Below are 22,199 nucleotides of genomic sequence, written 5' to 3' on the forward strand. Positions count from 1 at the left end.
ATGTTTCTACAATCAAATTCCTTACAGTATGCGTATTCGGGTCAAGCGCTGATCACCTTTCCGGACATCAGTCTTGATTCAGGACATGCCTTGTTGGTCTTGGGTAATTCAGGAAGCGGTAAGACTACATTTCTAAATCTCCTGGCGGGGCTTCTCCAGCCAAAGCAGGGAGAAGTTTTACTCAACGGTGTAAAATTATCTTCTATTTCAGGTCAGGAATTAGACCTGTTTCGAGGGAAAAATATCGGGATTGTCTTCCAAAAGCCGCATTTGATAGCCGCACTCAATGTGCGACAGAATCTGGAGCTCGCTCATTTTTTCAGCAAGAAAAAAGGTCAGGATATCAACTCTTTACTTTTGGATCTTGGCATAAGTGATAAAGCCAACGCTTCAGTGTTAACACTAAGTGAAGGTGAAGCGCAGCGGGTTTCCATTGCAAGGGCATTGGCCAATAGCCCAAAGTTGATTTTGGCTGATGAGCCAACTTCTAGCTTGGATGATGAAAATACCGAAAAAGTCATCCGCCTCCTTAAAACTCAAGCTGAAAAAATTGGTGCTGCTTTGATTATAGTAACACACGATCAGCGGGTGAAAAATCATATTCCCAACTACATCGAAGTCATCGCCTCATGAACTTATTCAAGATCAGCTGGAAATACCTGACTTTTCGACCGCTTTCGACGGGTTTGAATGTCTTTTTACTCGCCCTGGGTTTGGCCATCATCACTGTCCTGCTCCTCATCCAAGATCAGTTTGAGAAAAAGATGAATCAGGATGCAGCGGGGATTGATCTGGTGGTTGGTGCCAAAGGCAGTCCGCTTCAATTGATTCTGTCGTCGGTCTATCACGTGGATTTTCCCACGGGTAATATCAAGATGGAGGATGCCCAGAATTTAACCCGCAATCGACTCGTTAAAAACGTAATTCCGCTTGCTCTTGGGGATAATTATCAAGGCTATAGAATCGTAGGTACCAATCATGACTACCTCGAACTTTATGCAGTGGAATTCGCTGAAGGGAAAGCCTGGGAATTGCCTTTTGAGGTGGTTTTGGGCTCTGAAATTGCTGCAAAATTAAATCTCAAGCTGGGTGATGAATTTACGTCGAGTCATGGAATCAGTGTAGGAAGTCATGACCATGATGAGCATAATTTTGTGGTGGCAGGCATACTTAAACCGAGGGGAAATGTGGTTGATCGATTGATCATGACCAGTATCGAATCGGTCTGGTATTCTCATGATGAAGGAAGTGAAGTCGTTGAAGAAGACTCAGAGATGGATTCCGTATCAGCTGATATAGATGAAAATGGCGAAAGTGAGCATGACGACCATGCTCAATTTCACTCTCCAGTAGCCAAGACCGGATTTCCTGTCTCCTATAAAGATCGGGAAGTGACTACTCTCCTTCTCCAGTACCGAAATCCAATCGCATCGGTCCAATTACCTCGAATGATCAACTCAGCCACTTCCATGCAAGCGGCTTCACCTTCTTTCGAAATGTCAAGACTATTTGAATTATTGGGTGTTGGGATCAGCTTGCTACAGGGCATAGCCTTAATTCTGATTGTAATAGCCGGCCTTGGTATTTTCATAGCACTCTATAATTCTTTAAAGGAGCGAAAATATGATTTGGCAATTCTCAGAGCGATTGGAGCATCAAGAGGTCAATTGTTGGCTTTAATTTTTCTGGAGGGGATCATGCTGACATTTATGGGCGCAGTATTTGGGATTGCCTTGGGCCATACGTTCCTCTGGTTTTTGGTCAAGCAGGGCGATCAAAACGTGGTAGCCGCACTTCAGCCGTGGATTTTTCTGAAAGAAGAACTTTGGATCATAGGTTATGCGTTAGTAGTCGGTGTGGTAGCGTCTATCATTCCGGCTTGGTCAGCTTATCAAACAAGCATTGCAAAGCAGTTGACAAAGGCGTAATTAGCATTTAATTAAATATTCGAAATGAAAAAGTGGAGTTTTATTCTGGTTGTGATTCTGTCATTTGGTTTTCTAGCGTCAGAAGCCAAAGCTCAGGGAATATGGAAAAGCTTGTCTGAAGTATCTTATAAAATCAGTGAGGACAAATTTGGAGAGTTATACATTCCTGTTTTCTCCGATCAAATCAAAAAATTGGAAGGTAAAGAAGTAGAAGCAGATGGCTACATCATTCCTTTCGAAGGGATGTTTAAACCCGAGCACATTATCCTTTCCAGTTTGCCTTTGGCAGAATGTTTTTTTTGCGGTTCCGGTGGGCCCGAGACTGTGATGGAAGTGATGATGGCTAGTCCAATTAAGTACACTTCCAAGCGGGTAACAGTAAGAGGTAAGCTAACGCTCAATTCCAATGATCCGGAGAAGCTGATGTATATCCTGAAGGATGCGAGGTTGATCTCAGAATAAAAGAGAAAAAGCTCCTTTCGGAGTTTTATTAAAATTCCTCCTACTCTTTTTTTGAAAGGAAATTTCGTGATTTTGGCAATCCTTGGGTTGCATTCTAAATGCCCATAACTAATTTATATGCTCTAGGAATATTTTTCTACAAAGAGTGTCAATTTGCGACAATCTTATTGTGGAGTTTATTATGATTGAAACAACTTTGGGTAACCTGATTAATTTTAGGAAGAATTTTGATTAGAAAAGTAGAATACTAAATTTGAATTTATGTACGATAGAAGAGAAAGGGTTCGATATATAGATCTTTTTTGCGGAATTGGGGGCTTTCGTGTTGCTTTTGAAGAAGCTTGTGAAGCAGTGGACATAGTTCCGGCATGTGTAATGTCTTCAGATATTGATGAGTTTTGCAAAGACTCGTATGAGCTTAACTTTGGGGATCGACCTTTGGGAGATATTACTAAAATTGACGAAAATAACGTTCCTGATCATGATTTACTTTTTGCTGGATTTCCGTGTCAGCCATTCAGTATTATTGGTAATAGACAAGGAATGAATGATATTAGAGGGACTTTGTTTTTTGATATTGCCAGAATTCTAAAGGCAAAAAAACCAAAGGCTTTTGTTCTTGAAAATGTCAAACAATTGGTTGGACATGACAAGGGCAATACCTTGAAAATAATTATTCACACACTGAAAGATCTAGGTTACCATGTTCAATATAGCGTATTGAATGCACTGGATTATGGACTACCGCAAAAGAGGGAGCGTGTTGTTATTATAGGTCATAGGGAACCCATTTTGTTTACTTTTCCAACTCCAGTCAGACCTTTCAAGCCACTTTCTGAAATTTTGGAATCAGAGGTAAGTCATAAACATTTTGCCTCTGAATACATAAGGGAAAAGCGGAAAGAAAGTCATAAGACTTCATATTATCCATCGATCTGGCACGAAAACAAATCAGGAAATATTTGCTCATATCCTTATTCTTGTGCTTTACGTGCAGGAGCATCATATAACTATTTATTGGTTAATGGAGAACGTAGACTTACGCCAAGGGAAATGTTCAGATTGCAAGGCTTTCCTGATTGGTACAAAATCATTGAAAATGATGGACAGGCCAGAAAGCAGGCAGGGAATTCTATACCTGTAAACATGATTAAAGCTGTACTGCAAAAGCTTTTGCCATATGTTGCCGTTTCATTAGACGAGGCAGTTTTGCTTAGGGAATACGATATTCAATATAACCGGATCTGATGGAGGACCAAAACTCACCCCGGTTGCGTACGGTAAGTAAAACGTATCCACCTTTTCTTTTAAATCAATTTAATTCAGAATTTCCATTTATTCTTGGTCGAGAGATAATATACTTGCTTGCCACCAAAGGCAAGGCAGTTTTGGAAGGACCAGAATGGGAGGAGATTTTCGCCAGCTGTATAGGGGCGGAGTGGAAACCTTCAAATGTAGGTTTGGATGATGTGGTATTGGGGAACACAGCTTGGGGTGCCAAAACAGTCAAATCTTCTGTAAGGGACTTTAGAAATCTGGTTAAGGTTAGACTCATTTCTGGCCGTAATTCTCCGGTTTATTCTTATGGAGGAACAATTGATCCAAGTGCTGATCCGAATGTAATAGGGGATTTGATTTTAAGAATTTGGAACGAGCGGGTGAGTTCAATTAGAGAAAAATATAAAAACCTTCGAACTGTCGTTCTGGTAAAATCAACAGATCTTTCCCAAGTTGCTGTTTTTGAATTTGAAACGATCCGCTACGATCCGGAATTGTTTGTATTTGGATGGAATAAAAATAAAAACTTGGAAGGATACCATAAAAATACAGGAAACAAGAGATTTGTTTGGCAACCACACGGCTCCCAATTTACAATAATTGAGGATGTTCCAAATGATAGTTTGGTTATAAAACTTAAACAGCCTGAGCCTTTGGAAAAGGGGAAAATTCTTGATGCAATGGGATTTGATAAAAGTTGGATAAGTGTTGAAAAAAGAGAAGGTTAAGTAGAATTAATCCATTGGTAAATTTCAAGTTATTAAAGGGAATCAAATAATACTCGGAACTTCCCTTCCAAAATCCTCCCAAACTTCCGCAAATATTTTACATCATTTAATCTTGTTATTTATTTCTTTTTAATAGGATGAAAAAAATACGGATAAAAATCTACTACAAAACAGGTTGTGATTTTGTAAGAGATTTTTCAGAAATATTTGTGGTTCATTTCGGAGCTTTTTTCAACTTTAGGCAACGGTAACCTTTTCTAAGGCTCTGAATTTTTCCAGGATATCCATAGTCACAGGTCCCGGTTTGCCAGTTCCTATTTTCCGATCGTCCAGTTGGGTTACTGGCAGTAGAATTTTGGTAGTACTGCTGATAAATGCCTCGTCTGCTTCCCAAACTTCCTCCAGTGAAATCGGTCGGATCACTGCATTTTTCACTAAATCCAATATATGCTTTCTGGTGATTCCATGAAGAATATGCTGGTCTGGAGTATGAAGGACCCCATCTTTTACAATGAAAAAATTGCTCCGGGAACTCTCGCTTACCCAGCCATTCCAATGATAAAGCACATCCTCAGCACCCAATCTTTTCCAATTGACACTATGCCATACCGGAAGTGTATAATTGGTGGTTTTGATATCAGCGATGGGTCTGACGTATTCGAGAGTCAATAATTTAATTCCATCTCTGAACTTTTCTTCGGCAGGAAGAGAGAGTGATTCCGCAAAAATAAAAAGTTTACCTTCTGCAGGTGAAAAGTGATTTTCCGAGACTCCACCACTCAAAACCATTCTTAAGCCGCCGTTTTCAAGGTTGTTTTTTTCGATCAACAAGGAGATGATTTCACTTAGTTGAGCCCTCGAATAAGGAAGGGGAAGGAATGTCCTTTCAGCTGAAGAGATGAATCTATTGAGGTAATCCTCCAAGAAAAGCGGGGAATAATTAACCGTGCGAAAGAAGTCGAATATTCCATAGCCGCGAATCAATCCCAAGTCCATGGGATGAAGGGTTGCAGATTCAGTTGGAATGATTAATCCGTCAGCAAAGCAAAATGGTTTCATTGTATTATTTTATTTAAAGGCCTCCAAATGGCTATCGAACTTTTAGGTATCCAAGTGCATGACTTTTTTTGTCATTCCTGTTTTCTTCAGGCAGTTTCAACTTCTTTACTTGTGTAAATTACCTCCTAAAATTAACATGAATTCTTATATTTTTCCGAGAATGAATATTTACATTTAAACTTTAATTAAAGAAAGAAAAAATTGCACCTTAATAGAGTAAAAAAATGAAATTGATAAAATTTGGTCGTATTACTTTGATTTTTACTTTCATTTTGTTGCTTCAGTCTTGTGGGCCAAGCCAAAAGGAATTGAATGCCGAAAGAAGATCGGAGGTCATCGCAGTCCATGATGAAGTGATGCCGAAGATGGGTCAAATCAAGTCTTTTGAAAAAAAGGCACTGCAAAAAGCTAATGAATTTGCTGCAATGGATTCAGTAGATTCAGCCAAGGTTCAAGAGTTGAAAGTATTGGCGGTAGAATTAGACCAAGCCTATGAAGCCATGTTTGTCTGGATGCGTCAATATGACACGGAGGATGGAGATCGCAATTCGGAAGAAGTGAAGACTTACCTTGATGAGCAAATGATTTCGGTAAGTGAGGTCAACCGATTAATGAAAACCGCACTATCCAAAGCAGACTCCCTGTTAAATAATTAATAGTTTTCAGGCTTATTTTTTAAATAATTTTCGATTGCCGAGGAGGTAATCACGCCTTCGTTCATTCCCCAAATGTTATAAACGTACGTTGTTATTTGGGCTATTTCCAGTGGTTTTAGATTTGGGTTTGCAGGCATTGCCTGATTGTATTTTTCTCCATTCACAGTGATTTCTCCCTGTTGCCCATGTCGGATAATCCATACGGTGCGGTGAACACTAGCTTTGAAATAATCAGAATCTCGCAATGGTGGGATGAGTTTTCCCAAGCCCTTCCCATCGGACTGATGGCAATTCCCACAGTAGTTTTCGTAAAGCGCTTTGCCTGGAATAGCAAATTTTAACACTTCCGGATCACTGATCTGCGCCAAAGTATTTTCATCGTTGCTGGATTTTGGAGCACAGGAAAAGAGTAAGAGAATGAGTGCGATGAGTGAAAGACTCCTCATTTGTTTAACAATTTTGGGATATCTGAAATCAGGCGATCCACTTGGTCAGACTTGGTGCCATCATAGACGCCTCTGATTCTGCCATTTCCATCAATCAGAAGAAAAGCCCCACTGTGCAGAAATCCTCCGGGTTCTTGTTGATCTGCCATTGCGGTGGTCAGGTAGCTGGTTTGGCCGATCTCAAAGATTTTTTCCTGGTCACCTGTTAGGAAATTCCATGTAGAGGCGTCTTCTACCCCCAGTTTTTCAGCATAATCTTTTAGCACGGCTTGCGTATCATGGGTGGGATCTATGGAATGGCTAAGAATCATGAAGTTTGACTGATCTTGGTATTTTTCATATACCCGAAGCATCTCCTTTTTCATGATCGGGCAGATCGTAGGGCAGGAGGTAAAAAAGAAATCGGCGACATAGATTTTTCCTTCCACCTCCTCGTTGGTGATGGTGTCACCGAGTTGATTAATAAAGGCAAAATCGGCGATCTTGTGGAACACAGTGTCTTTATTGTCATCCACATACCGCTCGCCCATGATTGGGAGTGTGGGGGATGTCTTTTCAGACTCTGATTTGCAAGAAAACCCAATAATTAAAGTGAGTACGAATAGAATAGTAGGGGTCTTCATTTTTCTTTTTTGAGTCTATATTTTTTGTAAAGCCGGATTCCGAGCATCAGCGTGATCGATAATCCAATCAATCCCAATATCCCCCAAACCATGCTCAGCGTGCTTTTCAAGACAATGAGGAATACTATAGCAAAAAGCAAAATTGTAGAAGCTTCGTTCCAAATTCGGAGCTGAGTTGAGGTCCAGCGGCTTTTTCCGGTTTGCAATTCTTTGAAAAGCACATGACAAAATCCATGATAGATATATAGCAAAAACACAAAACCAAGTTTCGCATGCATGAATCCTAACTCCATGTATCCCCATCGGTAACTCAAAACCCAAGTGCCAAATATCAAGGTCAGGATCGCAGACGGCCAAGTAATGATATACCAAAGTCGGCTCGCCATCAGGTCAAGCTGAGGCTTCAGGATGTTTCGTTCCAGTTCGGGTTTTTGGAGCGCTTCGGTTTGGTAGATAAATAAGCGGACGATATAGAAAAGCCCTGCAAACCAAGTGACTACGAAAATGATGTGAAGTGCCTTGAGGTACTCGAAAGCCATTGTCAGAATTTTGGGCTAAATTAAGGTCTAAACCTTGTAAACCCGCCAAAGTTTTTGAAAAGGAACAAACTCATTTTCTATTTGATCGGAGGCATAGTGCTGATTGTCCTGTTTCAGATCGTTAGTTCCAGCCTTTCCCAGCCCGGATTGGAGCGTTTTGAGGGGAAATATGAAGAAATCGGATTCTATCGAAATGAAAATAATACCGGGCCTGTCCTGAGGATTTATGCAATCCGAGCTTTGGATTCAGATACAAGTTGGATGAAGGATTTTGCCGATGCCCAGCCGCATACTAAGTATGGGAAGACGCTGGTTTTCTTTTTCTCAGAAAAGCATTCTCAAAAGATTGAACTTTCTCCGACTGAACCCTATTTTCCGCTTGAGTTTCAAGAATTTCTCTTGGCAGCATATGAAAAAACTCCCATGGGCGAAAGCCGATTTCAACTTTTGAATCGATGAAGAAAAGACTTCACCTAACTGATTTTCTTAAAGGAGTTAAAGCGGGAAATCGTGTGATCCTAAGCCAAGCAATCACTTTGGTGGAAAGTACGCTGGAATCTGATCAGAATTTGGCTTCTGAACTGGTGCAATCCCTGCTTCCAGAAACTGGAAATTCCATTCGCATCGGCATCACTGGTGTCCCTGGAGTAGGGAAAAGTACTTTTATTGAGGCTTTTGGCAAAATGCTTCTTGATCAGGGTAAAAAAGTAGCCGTGTTGGCGATCGATCCGAGTAGTCAGTTGACTAAGGGGAGTATTTTGGGGGATAAGACACGTATGGAAACGCTTTCCGCGGATAAGCGGGCATTTATTCGTCCGAGTCCAACGGGATCAACCTTAGGCGGTGTGACTGGAAAGACCCGGGAAGCCATGTTGCTTTGTGAAGCGGCGGGCTTTGATGTGATATTGGTGGAGACCGTGGGCGTGGGCCAAAGTGAAACCGCCGTGAAGAATATGGTGGATTTCTTTTTGCTGCTGATGCTTGCTGGGGCTGGAGATGAACTTCAGGGCATCAAAAAAGGAATCATGGAAATGGCCGATGCTTTGGTGATAAACAAGGCTGATGGTGATAATCTGTCGATGGCAAAAAAAGCCAGAGTGAACTATGAAACTGCACTTCATTTATTTCCATTAGCAGATAAAAATTGGTCTCCAAAAGTTCTTTTGGCATCTTCGACAGAAAGTGAGGGTTTGGAAGAAGTTTGGAATTTAGTTCAAAAATACCTGGATCAAATGAAAGGGAATGGTTTTTGGGAAACCAACAGAGCAGCTCAACGGCTGAATTGGCTGGATGATCAGATCCAATTTTTGCTTGGACAGGCATTCCTAAAGGACCCAATCATTCAAAAGATGCTGGAAGACAGAAAGCCCAAAGTTCAAAAAGGCGAACTCAACCCCAGCAAACTAGCAAAATCTTTAATTCAGCTTTTCTTCAAGAAATAACCTATGAGAATTTTCTCTATAATGATTTTTATCGCTTTGGTTTCCTGCAAGCCAAAAGACCAAGCCTTGGAAACTGAATCAGAATCACAACTTACATTTCGTACCGAAACACTGGAAAAAGAATCCTGTGTTGGCGAGAACTGCGCAAAGTTGAAGCTCTCATGGCCAGTTGCATCGGGTGGAGCGGCAACCGAAAAAATCAATCGGGCTATCGAAGACAAGATGGCTTTACTAATGCAAACAGGAGAAGATATTGCTCCTTTGGACACGATGATTTCTAAGTATTTCAGGTCTTTCGAATCATTCAAGGCAGAAATGCCAGACTCCTATGGTGGATGGGAAATCGAAGCCTCTGCTGAAGTCTCTTATCGTTCTGACAGTACTTTAAGTATCTATTTTACACAGTTCAGCTTTCTCGGGGGCGCACATCCGAATAGTATGGTTTCCTTTTTAAACTTTGATCCAAAAACGGGAAATGCACTGAGTGATGATCAGTTGATACTGGATGAGACTACTTTTTTTAACTTAAGTGAAAAGAAATTCAAAGAATACCATGAAGTGGAAAAGGGGGCTAAGTTGGCCGATGATGGTAGGTTTTTCCTTCCCGAAACCGGATTTTTCTTAGCAAATGCGATGGGATTCAAGGAGGATAAATTTTGGGTGATCTATGTTCCATATGAGATTGGTCCCTATGCGATGGGTTACACAGAGCTTGAATTTTCCAGAGAAGAAGTTCCCACAGCGCTGAGGTGGTAAATTTGGTTTATGACTATTCGCATCCACCAGTAGGCGAATTTCTTTTGGTTATGGGTCAGATGCCTGGCTACCGGCAAAGGCAGGTCAGGTGACTGGTGACCGATGAATGCCTATAATCAAGTGTTATAGTCTCTTCTTTAAACTTCTGGTAAGATTAAGAATATGCACATTTTGGTTTATCTAATCTAGAACTTGGGATATAAGGGTGTAATTAGAGGAATACCTGTATTCTGCTAAAAATCAAGCTTTTTAGGGATTTGTCAGCTTGATTTCTTCTGTTTAAGGTGAAAAGCGAGTAAGTTGGAGCATGAAAAAATTGACGCTTCTTTTCCTGCTTTTTCCTCTTCTGGTTTCATTTCAAAAGGATACCCCGACTGGATTGAAAGGTAAATTCTATAATGAATTTTTTATTGGAGCTGCCTTGAATCCAGGTCAGGTGATGGGAAAGGAAGTTGGTGCGGATTCCCTTTTGAATCTTCATTTCAGTTCCATCAGTCCCGAAAATGGACTGAAATGGGGCCCAGTTCATCCAAAGGAGGGGGAATACAATTTTGAATTTGGGGATGCTTATGTGGCTTTGGGTGAAAAAATGAATGCATTTACCATCGGTCATACCTTGGTTTGGCATCAGCAGACTCCGATATGGGTTTTTCAGAATGAAGACGGAGAATTTATCAATCAAGAAAAGTTAATTGAGCGAATGGAAGACCATATTTCCGCCGTGGTGGGGCGCTACAAGGGGAAAATTGATGGGTGGGATGTGGTCAATGAAGCTTTTGAAGATGACGGCACTTGGCGCAAAACCCATTGGTACAACATCACTGGGAAAGAGTTTATCAAAGCTGCTTTTCGTAAAGCAAATGAGTCCGATCCCAATGTGGAATTATACTACAATGACTACAACGTCTGGATTCCTGAAAAGCGAAAGGCTATTCTGTCATTAGCTAAAGAACTTCGAGCTGAAGGGATTCGGATTGACGGAATTGGAATGCAGGGGCATTATCGCTTGAATTCGCCTGCTTTGGATTTAATCGAACAGGCAATTGTGGATATCCATGCCGCAGGATTTCAAGTCCATGTCACCGAACTTGACGTGGATGTGTTACCCCGACCAAATAATTCACAAGGTGCGGACTTAAATATCAACTTTGCTGAATCCGAAGAATGGAATCCCTATAAAAACGGTCTTCCTGCCGATGTTGAACAGCAGCTAATAGATCGTTATGCTTCGATTTTCAACGTGTTCAGAAAGCATTCTGACAAGATCAGCCGAGTAACTTTCTGGGGGCTCCACGATGGCCGAAGTTGGTTGAACAATTGGCCTGTCAGAGGGCGAACGAATTACGCATTGCTTTTTGATCGGCAAATGAAATTGAAAGAAGGATTTCTTGAAGGTATAGAATAGACCTAAAGTCAATATGTTGATTGGACTTTGTTTTTTTCTCTTCGCTCGACAAAAGTAATCGGGACAAATTCATCTGTCGGAGATCCAATGTAGTAGACCATCCAATTTGGGTCATGGTTGGCTAAAAGCTCCGCAATGCAATCTGCCCGGTGACCTTGGGGATTTTTGCAATCATCCCAAAAGAAAAGCTCGACTTAAATGAGGAGGAAAATTTGATTTTCACAGAGGGGTGGAGTAGGGGTTGGAAGGTGGTATTTTCAGTTTTTCAGGTGCCACCTCATTGTAAGCGGCAAGGAGCAAATCCTTGATTATTTCCTCCTCCAAATTATCAATTTTGGCTAAGGTCCAGCCTTGTTTTCCCCACTTATTTGGGACGGGAAAAATCAGTTTGGATTCGAAGAGGCAAAAGAGATCTTGGTTCTTTTCGGAGAGTTTCAGGCAGGCCAGTCGGGTCTTGTAATCGTAGGTAGCGAAGATCTTTTTCCGGACTCGAAAAGATGTTTTTTCGAAGTGAGGAGTTTCTATAGTTTCTGGAAAAGTAAGAGCAAGAGAGCGAAAAAAATCAAGCATAGATTTTGGTGGTTATCCTCCGAAGCTAGCTAAAATTCAGAAATGCACCTAGTTTGAATTAAAGGTGAAGGAAAAGAAAAAGAGGAATAAATTGAATGTTTTCCCACACCGAAGCGAATCTGAAAACGATGGGTTTTCCCAAAATAAGGCTGAATTTGAATTTTTAGAGTAGTCTGAAAATCTATAATTACTTGTTTGAAATACAAATCCACCTGAAGCAAATTTGGAAAGGTTGAAATTCAAGAAAAACCAATTTTTTTCCACAAACCAAATAATATTTCGGTTTTCAAAAAATCAAATTTCCTGCAATCAGATGATGAAGTGAAAGATTTTAAAGGGCCTAAAATCAATGAATTAAATGTTGTAAAGTCTTTGGAAATTTGAACCTTTTGGTTTTTGTTTTATGGATCAGTTGAAGATAAAATCGGAATTTAGAAAATGCTTTCTTTCACATAAATCAACGTTAAACAAAACTTGAAAATCAAGTTTGATCCTAGCCGAGGGTGCAGAATTTTGCCTGCCCAGATTCATGCCTTCTACTTTCTTTACCCTTTTGGAAGGACACTGTTCGAAGACACTTGGGAAGGATAATAAAATCCAAAACATGTCTTAACTTCCTGTGTTTACAAGAAAAAAATTCGATGAAGAATCCTGCTATTCTACTTTTGATGAGTTTAAGCTTTTGCCTGAACCTATCTTGTTCGGCCCAAAATAAATCCAAAACAGCTGACTCTCCCTACTCCTACAAAGTCGCCAGCATGGATGGAATTGGTAAAGTCTACATGGGGAGGGAGATCTCCTTTGTGATGGGATTTCAGGGTAAAGAATGGTTAGAAAGACGCAGTAGAGAACAGGAGGAAAGTGTCTCTTTGGCCATCGAAAATCTTCCGATTTCTTCAGAAAGTATAGTGGCAGATTTGGGTGCTGGATCGGGTTATTATACGTTCCGAATTGCTCCCAAAGTAAACGATGGAAAAGTCTATGCGGTCGAGATTCAGGACGATGCTATTCAGTATCTCGGAACCAAAAGTGAAGAGTTGGGTTTCCAAAATGTCGTGCCTATCAAAGGGTCTGAAACCTCGCCAAACCTCCCCGAAAATCAACTCGATCTCGTCATCATGGTAGATGTGTATCATTAACTCGAATACCCGGTTGAGATGCTTGCGGGCATTCGGAAATCTCTGAAGCCTGAGGGTAAACTTCTCTTGATTGAATACCGAGGTGAAGACCCGGAAGTTGCCATCAAACCGTTGCATAAGATGACCGTAAAACAAGTGGAGAAAGAACTCACAGCTAATGGATTCAGACTGGTGCAAAATGGTCAGTTTATGAAAATCCAGCATTTTTTGATTTTTGGGAAGGACGAGTAAAATTGAGTTTTCTAATCCTAAAATAAACTGATTTTAACTTTTTGAATTAAAGTTTTTCAAGTCTGATTTTTAGGCCAAAAGGAGATTCGGTGGATAAAAAAACAATCTACTCTATTAAGTTTGGTAAATTAACTGATTAAATATATAGTATTTTGAATAACCTAATTTTACAGAATAATAAATTGAATTTGGCTATTTTTATATATAAATCAGAATAATATTTCATAAAATGAAGTTCGTGACCTGTGAACAATCATACTGTTTACTGACTTTCGTCACCTTTTATGCCATGATCAATAGGGAGATTTGTATAATCAAAAACCCTAAATGCGATGGTACGATTTTCCGATTTCCGAGTCTTTTTCCTCCTGGCAGCCAGTCTACTGATTGGTGTAACAGCAGGCTTCTCCCAGACGAACTATTCCCTTTCTGGTTCCCCGCATTTTAAAATTGAAGGTGGCTCCTCTCTTCATGATTGGGCGATGATTTCTGAGAAGGGAGTAGGGCAAGCTGTATTTGTTCTTGAAAATGGGCAATTCAAATCAGCAAAAAGTCTAAGCATCAGTTTCGTTGCAGAAACGCTAAAGAGTGGTACAAGGGGTCTTGATAACAATGCGTACAAAGCTCTTAAAACTGATAAAAACAAAGAGATTCGTTTTGTTCTCAAAGAATTGACTGGAAAAGGCGCAAGCCTTTCGGCAAAGGGTGATTTGACCATTGCCGGAGTGACTAAATCGGTAAGCTTCCCTGTAAAAATGAGCGCTGCGGGCATGAAACTGACTTTTGAGGGAAGCCTTGAAACACGGCTTACCAACTTCTCAATTGCGCCTCCCACTGCATTGCTTGGCACGGTGAAAACCGAAGATGAGATCAAGCTTTCTTTCAAATCTACATTTCAACCTACCCTATAATCCATACAATTATGAAGAAGTATCTAATGTCCGCCGTATTTGCTGCGGGGATCTCTGCCACAGGTGTGGCTCAGGGATTACAGCGAGATGTCCAATATTGGAGACCTTATGATCAACGAGGTGTCAATGTTTTTGAGACAGGAAAAGTAGATTCTGTTGCTTTTGAAGGCATGAAAGTAAGAATCGGAGGACACTTTGCACAACAATGGCAAAACCTCAACCATCAAAACACAGCATCACCGGTATTGAATGCACAAAATGTGAATCTCAATCAACTTATCGATATTGGTGCAGGTACCAACCTTGCCACTGCCAACCTTAATATTGACGTTGAATTGGCAGATGGTTTAAGATTGAACCTGACGACCTATCTTTCCTCTAGACACCACCCAGAAACTTGGGTAAAAGGTGGATATCTTCAGGTTGATAAATTGGGCTTTTTGGGTTTGGGTAACACCGACTGGTTTGATAAATACCTTACCGTTCGGGTAGGCCATATGGAAATCAACTATGGTGATGCGCACTTTAGAAGATCTGACAACGGTAATGCCATGTACAATCCTTTCATAGGTAATTATATCATGGATGCATTTACAACTGAAGTTGGTGGTGAAGTCTTCTTCCAAAGCAACGGATGGTTGGCGATGGTCGCGGTCACAGGTGGTGAAATCCAAGGTGGCATAACCAATCCAGACAATAGAAAACCAAACTTTATCGGAAAATTCGGGTATGACAAATACCTCACTGATGATTTGAGAGTAAGGTTGACAGGTTCGGTCCTTACTACTAAGGGATCTCAAGGCAACACCCTTTGGGGAGGTGACAGGGCAGGTTCAAGATATTATCTAGTAATGGAAAATACGCTTGCCACTACTGCTGCAAACTTTACCTCAGGTAGATTTAACCCTGGACAAAGAGACAACATTACTGCTTTTGTCTTCAACCCATTCATCAAATTCCATGGTTTGGAGTTCTTTGGCAACTTTGAAAGATCAACCGGAAAAGCCAGAAATGAAGCTGAGGATAGAACTTGGAATCAAACAGGTGCTGATTTGGTCTATAGATTTGGTGCCCGCGAAAAATTCTACGTGGCTGGCCGATACAACGAAGTCAAAGGTCCATTGGCTGGATCAGGACTTGAGGTTAGCCTCGACAGAATCCAAATTGGCGGTGGTTGGTTTGTGACTAAAAATGTCCTTGCAAAATTGGAGTATGTCAGCCAAAACTATAACGGCTTCGCTGCCGCAGATAGGTTCAACGGCGGTAGATTCAATGGTCTGATGATCGAAGGAGTGATAGGCTTCTAAACCAAATAAATCATGCAAGTCTTCATTCTAATGATGGTCCTTTTTTTCTCCTCTCTCGCACATGAGAGAGGAGAACTGATCATCACACAGCAGAGAGTTCAGGTAAGTGGGTATACCTCTTTAGGTAAATTCGATTGCGATTTCTCTCGGGTAGGAATGACGGATACGCTGAAATTAAATTCCACAGGAGACTTGAGAACACTGGAATTCATCATTCCTGTCAAAAGTTTCTCCTGTGGAAATTTCCTCCTCAACAATGACTTCCGGTCCACGCTTAAGGCTAAAGAATATCCTAATGTCTTAGTGACTGTTTCTAATTTCAGACTGAAATCCGGCAGAGTTTATTGCAAAATGGTTTTGGACTTAGTCGGTCAAAAATTGGTATTCCCCGATCTATTACTAGAAAAGAATCCAACCGGAATGAGTGCTAACCTGATCCTCAATTTTGATATGCTCAAGTTAAGTCCTCCCAGTAAGTTTGGAGGATTAATCAAGGTCGAAAACCAATTGGATTTGGAGCTTCATCTCGGGATGTAAAGTGAAAAATTGAGCAACCTTTTCAAAAAGATTTTTTACCACAGAGTTCTCAGAGGAAAAGAGATTTAGGGAGCAGTCCTTAAATTGGACTTTACAGCTATTTGGCTAGGTTGGCCTTTTTCAAGGTCACAGAGGGGAAAAGCTAAAGCTTTTTATCAGAAATAGTCAGTGTAAAAGTGCCAAAGGCACGTCCTGTAAAAGCCCAGTATGCAATGCTGGGTAAAATGAGAATAATCAAATTTCGAGTGCTGAAGGCACGATCTTTTTTTACCGCGAAGTTCGCAAAGGTGCGCAAAGGTTTTTAACCAGAAAGATTTTTTACCACAGAGTTCTCAGAGGAAAAGAGATTTAGGGAGCAGTTCTTAAATTGGACTTTACAGCTAATTGGCTAGGTTGGCCTTTTTAAAGGTCACAGAGGGGAAAAGCTAAAGCTTTTTTCAGAAATAGTCAGTGTAAAAGTGCTGAAGGCACGTTCCGTAAAAGCCCAGTATGCAATGCTGGGTAAATGAGAATTATCAAATTTCGAGTGCTGAAGGCACGATCTTTTTTTACCGCGAAGTTCGCAAAGGTGCGCAAAGGTTTTTAATCACAAAGGATTTTTACCACAGAGTTCTCAGAGGAAAAGAGATTTAGGGAGCAATCCTTAAATTGGACTTTACAGCTATTTGGCTAGGTTGGCCTTTTTCAAGGTCACAGAGGGGAAAAGCTAAAGCTTTTTATCAGAAATAGTCAGTGTAAAAGTTCCAACGGCACGTCCTGTAAAAGCCCAGTATGCAATGCTGGGTAAATGAGAATAATCAAATTTCGAGTGCTGAAGGCACGACCTTTTTTTTACCGCAAAGCACGCGAAGTGACGCAAAGATTTTTCACCACAGAGGACACAGAGAATTTGAGTTTAAGTGGTTCAGGATAATAAAAAGAACCTCAAGCCTTTTGGCTTTCTGAGAATTTTCTCAAGGTCACAGAGAAAAAGCTAAAGCTTTTTTTTTACCGCTTAGGCTGTGGAGGTTTTTCACAACATAGAAACATAGGGGCACATAGCTTCCATTCATCAATGATTTTATACTATGATCTCTATGAGGCTATGTGGTTTTAAAAAAAAACTATTGACTCAAATCATTTTTTCAAGTCTACAGAGGCTGCTAAGTACCCATCCAATTGCTGATTCGCTTATTTCTTGAACTTGTAAGCTTTAATCATCTTATGAAAAATCTCATCATTTTCATAAAACCCTGCAAAAGCCTCCGAACCCGGTCCATAAGCAAAGACCGGAATCATCACTCCGGTATGACTTCCAGTCGTGAATTTACCCTCTACCATTCCTGTTTTTGTATCGCCCTTATTGATCGAAAATCCACCGGTTTCATGATCTGCAGTGACAATAACCAAGGTGTTTCTGTCTTTTGCAGCAAATTCTAAGACTTTGCCTATTGTATTGTCAAAGTCAATCATTTCATCGACGATGTACTTCGTGTCGTTTGCATGACCTGCCCAGTCAATTTGAGAGCCCTCGATCATCAAAAACATTCCTTTTTTGTTTGTTTTCAAAAGATTCAAAGCCACTTCGGTCGATTTCACCAATTCATCACCACGTCCTTCAGAGAATTTGTCCTGCTGCGTCTCGGCAAGAAAGGCCGCAAGTTTTCCTGATTTGATTTGCTGAACTTCCTCGATGGTATTGGCAATTTGATAGCTTCTGTTTTTCAAAGAATCGATCAAGTTCAACCCGTCAGTTCGATTGGCGAAAAATTTCCTTCCGCCTCCAATAAACACATCGATGTCTGTATTTAGGAAATCTAAGGCGATATTTTCATCCAATGATCTGGAAGCCTGATGTGAAATAAAACTAGCCGGAGTCGCATGGGTGATGGAGCATGTTGCCACTAGTCCGGTGGCAAGACCATTATTTTCTGCGATTTCGAGGATGGTTGGCACGGCGTTTCCGTTTTCATCTACTCCAATCGCACCATTGTATGTTTTGACTCCACAAGCTAAAGCCGTGGCTCCAGCTGCTGAATCGGTCACGAAGTTGTTGGTTGCTTGGTTTTTTTGGAATCCGATCACCTTGAATTTTTCCAGATTAAGGTTCCCATAATTACCCACCATTCCTGCATAAATCTGAGAGACACCCATTCCGTCACCGATCATTAGGATGATGTTTTTAGGGTTTTTGGCTTTTTTTTGGGCCCATGTTGGACTGAGAATGGTAAAGAGCGCTAGTACTAAAATGAATTTCCGAAACATAAGCTAGTGTGGGTTAAAGCGTTTATTAAATGCTAAAATAGAATATAGATGCTGGTTTTGAGGTTTTTTGTCAAGTTTAACCAAAGCTTAATCTGACTTGATCATGGCTTTCATTCCAGCTATTCCTAAATCCCAAAAATATGTCGATCCAAATATTCATTCCTAAACTTTCCCTGAGGGTCATGTTTCTGGAGTAAGGCCTTGAAATCTTCAATTTTGGGATATCTGGACTGAAGCGTTTCGCTTGGGATGCTGAATAGTTTCGCCCAATGCGGTCTAGGATTGAAACGGTTTAGCTTTTCTTCCATTTGCAAAATGAGAGCTGTCACTTCCGGAATTTCCTGCTTCCAAGTCGTGTGAATCGCAATCGAGTCACGCTGATAGCAGGTGCTCATCCAAAGATCATCCGCTTTGATGCTTCGGATTTCGGAAATAAAAAGGTGAGGATTAATTTGCTCTGACATTTCTGCAACAGCCATAATACTAAAGTGGTGTTTAGAGAAGTAATTCGTTTAGAAAATCCTATTTTCAGGTTACTGAGCTATGTATTTGTGGAACTGGACAAGACTATGGAAGACTATATGGTAAATCTTAAAACCCACTTAGGCAAATAATATGGCAAAAAAGAAAACTTGGATAGAAAAACTGGAAGAGGACAAAGCCCCTCAGGTCAAACGTTTGGATAAAGATTTTGCAGATATGCCGGCAGGATGCATGATGCTGATCGCCAATCCAAAAATCATTGAAGAATATGTCCGTAACATCGGGAAAGGAAAAAGAGTCAGCCTCAAAACGCTCAGGACGGATCTTGCCCTCGAACACAGGGCAGAATACACCTGCCCTGTGACCACGGGGATTTTTTTACGTATCGTGGCTGAGGCCAATTACGAAAAATGGCAACAAGGCAGCCCATTGGAATCCATCACACCATTTTGGAGGGTGATTGATCCGAATAGCTCCTTGGCAGGAAAGTTAAGTTTTGGAAGGGACTTTTTAGAAGAGCAGATTCAAAATGAATTGGACTGAATTCTAGTATTTTGGAGCCATATGAACATTAAAAACGGTGCCTCAAGGTTATGGATCAACAAAAGACCATTGAAACTAGATAATATCACACTATTTGTATGGGTTACTAATATTTTTTGCTTCCCGAAGGCCTGAAGCGTATGCACCATGCACAGTTCCATTACTCAATGGGGATGTTGCCTCTCCCGCAAAATGTATTCTTCCTACGGATTCAGCGATTGCGTTAAACATTTCTTTACTTGATCCGACCGGTGTATAACTATATGCCCCTTGAGAATAGCTATCACTAACCCAATGCGTAGTCAATAGATCAACTATTTCAATATTTTTTCTTGGGAATGCTTTATGTAGGATGTTTACCCATTTTTTTCTGATGGTTTCGGCATCTTGCTTTTCCACCCATAAAGCTGCGTCAGCTACGGGCATGGCTATTAAAATTGGTTGATTTGAGTATTTATCCCAGTTTACAGTCAACCCAAAAGAATCCTTGATCTCACTTGAAAAGAAAAATGCATCGTTATTCCCTTTCCAAAACTTTTCAGAAAACTTCATAACGATCTTGTTAAATTGACCTGTACCTATTTGATTGAATGCTTCTTTTTTCCAAGGCGGAAGATCGGGATTAAATTTTATCTCTTGTGATCTTAGAATACTTAAGGGGACTGAAACAACCACATAATCGGCCTCGTAGGTATCGTTTTCGGTTTTGACAACAACCTTATTGCCTAGGTCGTCAATTTCTATTACAGGAGAATTAAAATTAACTCTAATACCTTTTAAATGAGCCTCAATAATATTTACAAATCCTCCCAACATGGCTTGATCATTACCTTCCGAACCCATTATTGCTTCCTCTAAATAATATTTTGCAGATGCGTTTTTCAGATTTGTATTGATAGAGTTCTGATAACCCTGCATAATAAAATCAATTATTACTTTTTCCTGATCATTTACCTTTGAAATAAAATTCTTGTTTTCAAAAATATCCTCTAAAGAAATATCTGAAAAGATGTTTTTTACTTCCTGAGAAGCTTTTAGCACTGCTGGTTCAAATTTCCTGTCATAAAACTTGATCAGATTTGACTTGGCTATTTTTCCTCCATTTTGATCAAATAGCATTGTTTTTTCAAAATCTGTTGCTTTAGTCAGCAAATTCAATTTTTGAGATTCCTTCCAGATTAAGTCTGATTCAGGAGAACCTCTATGGATAAATCCTGCACCAAGCTCAATTGGGTGACCCCATTCTTCGAAGGTATGTACTCTACCTCCAATGCGATCTCTAGCTTCTAAAATTTCAATTTCAAATCCTTCTTGATTTAGGTAAAAGGCTGCGCTAGCTCCGGCCATTCCTGCTCCAATAATGATTACTTTCCCTTTTGACTTATCAAGTTTAAATGGCTTGAAGGAGGTCAATAAAAAAGCAGCTGATCCTAATCCTACTAACTTCAGGAAATCATTTCTTTGCATTCCATTGATATTTTTTTCAAAATTATCAATCCGGAAATTAGATTCACTTGACATATGTCACAAAGCAGCCTTTGCCCTTAACCTACTTAAAGTTTCTCTGGAAATACCAAGGTAAGAAGCCAGATAAGTCAGTGGGATACGTTGAATAAGGGCAGGTTCATTTTCCAAAATATGAAGGTACCTCTCCAGTCCCTCATGAAATTGAAAAATGCCCAAACGCGTTTCTAAAAAATCTATGTAATCTTCAAGAAGTGCTCTGATGAAGTTACTACAGATGAAATCGGTTTTTGAATAAAGAAGTAGTTTTGGAAGGTCAATCTTTAAGCAGTGGGTTACTTCCAAAAACGTTACAGTTTCTTTTGCCGGCTTTCCATTATAGTTTTGAATGGATGCTACTGTATCATTTTCAAATGCAAACCATAAATTAAATTCCTTGTCTTTTTTGATGCAGTAACTTCTTGCTGCTCCATGGATGATAATGTAAGCGAAATTGTGGTATTTTGAGAACTGAATCGGCGATTCTCCCTTCTTAAAAGTTGTCTCTTCCAAACAATCTTCCAGGTATTCAATGCCTTTTGCGTCAGGAATTGTGGAAAAATACTTTGATATAATATGGAAATAGGTATTATTTTTCATCTGTATATAATTTGTCTTTTAAAGGTCAGATGGAATCTCGCATTTCAATATTCATTACTTTGGGTGTCATTATTGACATGGTCGATTATATGTCAAATTAATCTGGACTCCGTGGCTTTTCAAACATCAAGTATTATAGCCGTTGATGATTGAAGGTTGCCACAAATGCACTGATCAACACGAATTATCCATTAGTGAACATCCGTGCATCCGTGGCATCAATATACCAGTCGTTTATATTCCATCTTTCCTCTTCCAAAATTGACCAGCAAACCTAATTTATTGCCTGAGACTTTAAGATAATTGATGGTTTGAGCAATATGTTCATCTGTGAGGGCTGAAACGCATTTGACTTCAAGGATTATTTTACCCTCCACTACAAAATCAGCATAAAATTTATGTGGTAGTAATACACCTCTAAACAAAACTTCATAAGGTTTTTCCCTTTCATAAGGTATACCATCTTGTCTGAAAACAAGTTCCAAAGCATCCTTATACACAATTTCCAAAAATCCATGGCCGAGCTCATTATGAACCTCCATGCACTTACCAATAACACGGTAAGACTCTTCTCTGTAAATTAAATTCGATTCCATATTCAAATATGCCACTAATGCTCTATTTATCACAAATCGATTACTGAATATCCGTGTATCTGTAGCTATCAAACAATATAAGTTTGCCACGGATACACTAATTAACACGAATAATTTATTAGTGAACATCCGGTGCGCCACGAGGCGTGTGTGTTATAAATTAACTTAAAAACCTAGGAAGATGAAAGTTCTTTCCAGCCAAATTTGCCGTTC

General features: G+C 40.1%; 26 protein-coding genes. 16 read left to right on the forward strand and 10 right to left on the reverse strand.

What is annotated here, in order from left to right; all coding sequences use genetic code 11:
* The 5 genes from ACK4HU_RS05115 (at position 1) to ACK4HU_RS05135 (ending at position 4,396) form a co-directional block, all read left to right on the forward strand.
* Positions 1-633: an ABC transporter ATP-binding protein gene (locus tag ACK4HU_RS05115; RefSeq protein WP_409803917.1), complete on the forward strand. Its 633-nt coding sequence runs from the start codon at positions 1-3 to the stop codon at positions 631-633.
* Entirely contained in the window at positions 630-1,928 is a 1,299-nt protein-coding gene (locus ACK4HU_RS05120; protein ID WP_409803919.1) for an ABC transporter permease, read from the forward strand. Before ACK4HU_RS05115 ends, ACK4HU_RS05120 begins: the two co-directional genes overlap by 4 nt.
* A 24-nt stretch (positions 1,929-1,952) precedes the next feature.
* Complete coding sequence (locus ACK4HU_RS05125) at positions 1,953-2,390, forward strand: hypothetical protein (protein WP_409803921.1); 438 nt, start codon at positions 1,953-1,955, stop codon at positions 2,388-2,390.
* Positions 2,391-2,651: 261 nt separating this feature from the next.
* Positions 2,652-3,638: a DNA cytosine methyltransferase gene (locus tag ACK4HU_RS05130; RefSeq protein WP_409803923.1), complete on the forward strand. Its 987-nt coding sequence runs from the start codon at positions 2,652-2,654 to the stop codon at positions 3,636-3,638.
* Positions 3,638-4,396 (forward strand): hypothetical protein, encoded by a 759-nt coding sequence (locus ACK4HU_RS05135; protein WP_409803924.1) that lies wholly within the window; start codon positions 3,638-3,640, stop codon positions 4,394-4,396. Before ACK4HU_RS05130 ends, ACK4HU_RS05135 begins: the two co-directional genes overlap by 1 nt.
* 237 nt (positions 4,397-4,633) lie before the next feature.
* On the opposite strand, the gene ACK4HU_RS05140 is transcribed toward ACK4HU_RS05135, so the two are convergent.
* Positions 4,634-5,455 carry an aminotransferase class IV gene (locus ACK4HU_RS05140; RefSeq protein WP_409803926.1) on the reverse strand — a complete coding sequence of 274 codons (822 nt, stop codon included), beginning with the start codon at positions 5,453-5,455 and terminating at the stop codon, positions 4,634-4,636.
* A 224-nt stretch (positions 5,456-5,679) separates the two neighbouring features.
* On the opposite strand from ACK4HU_RS05140, the gene ACK4HU_RS05145 reads away from it, so the two are divergent.
* On the forward strand, positions 5,680-6,111 hold the full coding sequence (locus ACK4HU_RS05145; protein ID WP_409803928.1) for a hypothetical protein: 432 nt from the start codon (positions 5,680-5,682) through the stop codon (positions 6,109-6,111).
* On the opposite strand, the gene ACK4HU_RS05150 is transcribed toward ACK4HU_RS05145, so the two are convergent.
* From ACK4HU_RS05150 to ACK4HU_RS05160, 3 genes are read right to left on the reverse strand one after another with little or no spacing between them, the layout of a single operon-like run.
* A complete protein-coding gene (locus ACK4HU_RS05150) occupies positions 6,108-6,557 on the reverse strand; it encodes a c-type cytochrome (RefSeq protein ID WP_409803930.1) in 450 nt (149 codons plus the stop codon). The genes ACK4HU_RS05145 and ACK4HU_RS05150 overlap by 4 nt on opposite strands.
* A complete protein-coding gene (locus ACK4HU_RS05155; RefSeq protein WP_409803932.1) occupies positions 6,554-7,180 on the reverse strand; it encodes an SCO family protein in 627 nt (208 codons plus the stop codon). Before ACK4HU_RS05155 ends, ACK4HU_RS05150 begins: the two co-directional genes overlap by 4 nt.
* On the reverse strand, positions 7,177-7,719 hold the full coding sequence (locus tag ACK4HU_RS05160) for a CopD family protein (RefSeq protein WP_409803933.1): 543 nt from the start codon (positions 7,717-7,719) through the stop codon (positions 7,177-7,179). The genes ACK4HU_RS05155 and ACK4HU_RS05160 overlap by 4 nt, the downstream gene beginning before the upstream one ends.
* A gap of 54 nt (positions 7,720-7,773) precedes the next feature.
* Here ACK4HU_RS05160 and ACK4HU_RS05165 point away from each other — a divergent pair, with 54 nt between their 5' ends.
* From ACK4HU_RS05165 to ACK4HU_RS05180, 4 genes are all read left to right on the forward strand, one after another.
* A complete protein-coding gene (locus ACK4HU_RS05165; RefSeq protein WP_409803935.1) occupies positions 7,774-8,178 on the forward strand; it encodes a hypothetical protein in 405 nt (134 codons plus the stop codon).
* Positions 8,175-9,161, forward strand: a complete 987-nt coding sequence (gene meaB / locus ACK4HU_RS05170; RefSeq protein WP_409803937.1) for a methylmalonyl Co-A mutase-associated GTPase MeaB — start codon at positions 8,175-8,177, stop codon at positions 9,159-9,161. Before ACK4HU_RS05165 ends, meaB begins: the two co-directional genes overlap by 4 nt.
* Positions 9,162-9,164: 3 nt before the next feature.
* Positions 9,165-9,917: a DUF3298 and DUF4163 domain-containing protein gene (locus ACK4HU_RS05175; RefSeq protein ID WP_409803939.1), complete on the forward strand. Its 753-nt coding sequence runs from the start codon at positions 9,165-9,167 to the stop codon at positions 9,915-9,917.
* A 307-nt stretch (positions 9,918-10,224) separates the two neighbouring features.
* Entirely contained in the window at positions 10,225-11,322 is a 1,098-nt protein-coding gene (locus tag ACK4HU_RS05180) for an endo-1,4-beta-xylanase (RefSeq protein WP_409803941.1), read from the forward strand.
* 219 nt (positions 11,323-11,541) lie between these two features.
* On the opposite strand, the gene ACK4HU_RS05185 is transcribed toward ACK4HU_RS05180, so the two are convergent.
* Positions 11,542-11,892 (reverse strand): MmcQ/YjbR family DNA-binding protein, encoded by a 351-nt coding sequence (locus ACK4HU_RS05185; RefSeq protein ID WP_409803943.1) that lies wholly within the window; start codon positions 11,890-11,892, stop codon positions 11,542-11,544.
* Positions 11,893-12,533: 641 nt separating this feature from the next.
* On the opposite strand from ACK4HU_RS05185, the gene ACK4HU_RS05190 reads away from it, so the two are divergent.
* The 5 genes from ACK4HU_RS05190 to ACK4HU_RS05210 all read left to right on the forward strand — a co-directional run bounded on the left by ACK4HU_RS05190 (position 12,534) and on the right by ACK4HU_RS05210 (position 16,017).
* Positions 12,534-13,031 carry a class I SAM-dependent methyltransferase gene (locus ACK4HU_RS05190; RefSeq protein ID WP_409803945.1) on the forward strand — a complete coding sequence of 166 codons (498 nt, stop codon included), beginning with the start codon at positions 12,534-12,536 and terminating at the stop codon, positions 13,029-13,031.
* An 18-nt stretch (positions 13,032-13,049) separates the two neighbouring features.
* Entirely contained in the window at positions 13,050-13,262 is a 213-nt protein-coding gene (locus ACK4HU_RS05195) for a hypothetical protein (RefSeq protein WP_409803948.1), read from the forward strand.
* Between the two features lie 332 nt (positions 13,263-13,594).
* A complete protein-coding gene (locus tag ACK4HU_RS05200; RefSeq protein WP_409803950.1) occupies positions 13,595-14,173 on the forward strand; it encodes a YceI family protein in 579 nt (192 codons plus the stop codon).
* A gap of 11 nt (positions 14,174-14,184) precedes the next feature.
* Positions 14,185-15,480: a hypothetical protein gene (locus tag ACK4HU_RS05205; protein ID WP_409803952.1), complete on the forward strand. Its 1,296-nt coding sequence runs from the start codon at positions 14,185-14,187 to the stop codon at positions 15,478-15,480.
* Between the two features lie 12 nt (positions 15,481-15,492).
* Positions 15,493-16,017: a hypothetical protein gene (locus ACK4HU_RS05210; RefSeq protein WP_409803954.1), complete on the forward strand. Its 525-nt coding sequence runs from the start codon at positions 15,493-15,495 to the stop codon at positions 16,015-16,017.
* 1,170 nt (positions 16,018-17,187) lie between these two features.
* Here ACK4HU_RS05210 and ACK4HU_RS05215 read toward each other — a convergent pair.
* Both ACK4HU_RS05215 and ACK4HU_RS05220 read right to left on the reverse strand, forming a co-directional pair.
* Positions 17,188-18,261 (reverse strand): alkaline phosphatase, encoded by a 1,074-nt coding sequence (locus tag ACK4HU_RS05215; RefSeq protein WP_409803956.1) that lies wholly within the window; start codon positions 18,259-18,261, stop codon positions 17,188-17,190.
* A gap of 125 nt (positions 18,262-18,386) precedes the next feature.
* Entirely contained in the window at positions 18,387-18,740 is a 354-nt protein-coding gene (locus tag ACK4HU_RS05220; RefSeq protein WP_409803958.1) for a D-arabinono-1,4-lactone oxidase, read from the reverse strand.
* A gap of 136 nt (positions 18,741-18,876) precedes the next feature.
* On the opposite strand from ACK4HU_RS05220, the gene ACK4HU_RS05225 reads away from it, so the two are divergent.
* Positions 18,877-19,287, forward strand: coding sequence for a hypothetical protein (locus ACK4HU_RS05225; RefSeq protein ID WP_409803960.1), 411 nt, complete (start codon positions 18,877-18,879; stop codon positions 19,285-19,287).
* 90 nt (positions 19,288-19,377) lie between these two features.
* Here the strand turns inward: ACK4HU_RS05225 and ACK4HU_RS05230 are convergent, their stop codons facing one another.
* The 3 genes from ACK4HU_RS05230 to ACK4HU_RS05240 form a co-directional block, all read right to left on the reverse strand.
* The gene (locus ACK4HU_RS05230) at positions 19,378-20,754 is read right to left on the reverse strand and encodes an NAD(P)/FAD-dependent oxidoreductase (protein ID WP_409803962.1); all 1,377 of its coding nucleotides are present in this window, start codon (positions 20,752-20,754) and stop codon (positions 19,378-19,380) included.
* 57 nt (positions 20,755-20,811) lie between these two features.
* Positions 20,812-21,390: a Crp/Fnr family transcriptional regulator gene (locus ACK4HU_RS05235; RefSeq protein WP_409803964.1), complete on the reverse strand. Its 579-nt coding sequence runs from the start codon at positions 21,388-21,390 to the stop codon at positions 20,812-20,814.
* Between the two features lie 218 nt (positions 21,391-21,608).
* A complete protein-coding gene (locus ACK4HU_RS05240; protein ID WP_409803966.1) occupies positions 21,609-22,058 on the reverse strand; it encodes a GxxExxY protein in 450 nt (149 codons plus the stop codon).
* Positions 22,059-22,199: the final 141 nt, after the last annotated feature.

It is taken from the genome of Algoriphagus sp. (assembly GCF_046296635.1).
Classification (GTDB): Bacteria; Bacteroidota; Bacteroidia; order Cytophagales; family Cyclobacteriaceae; genus Algoriphagus.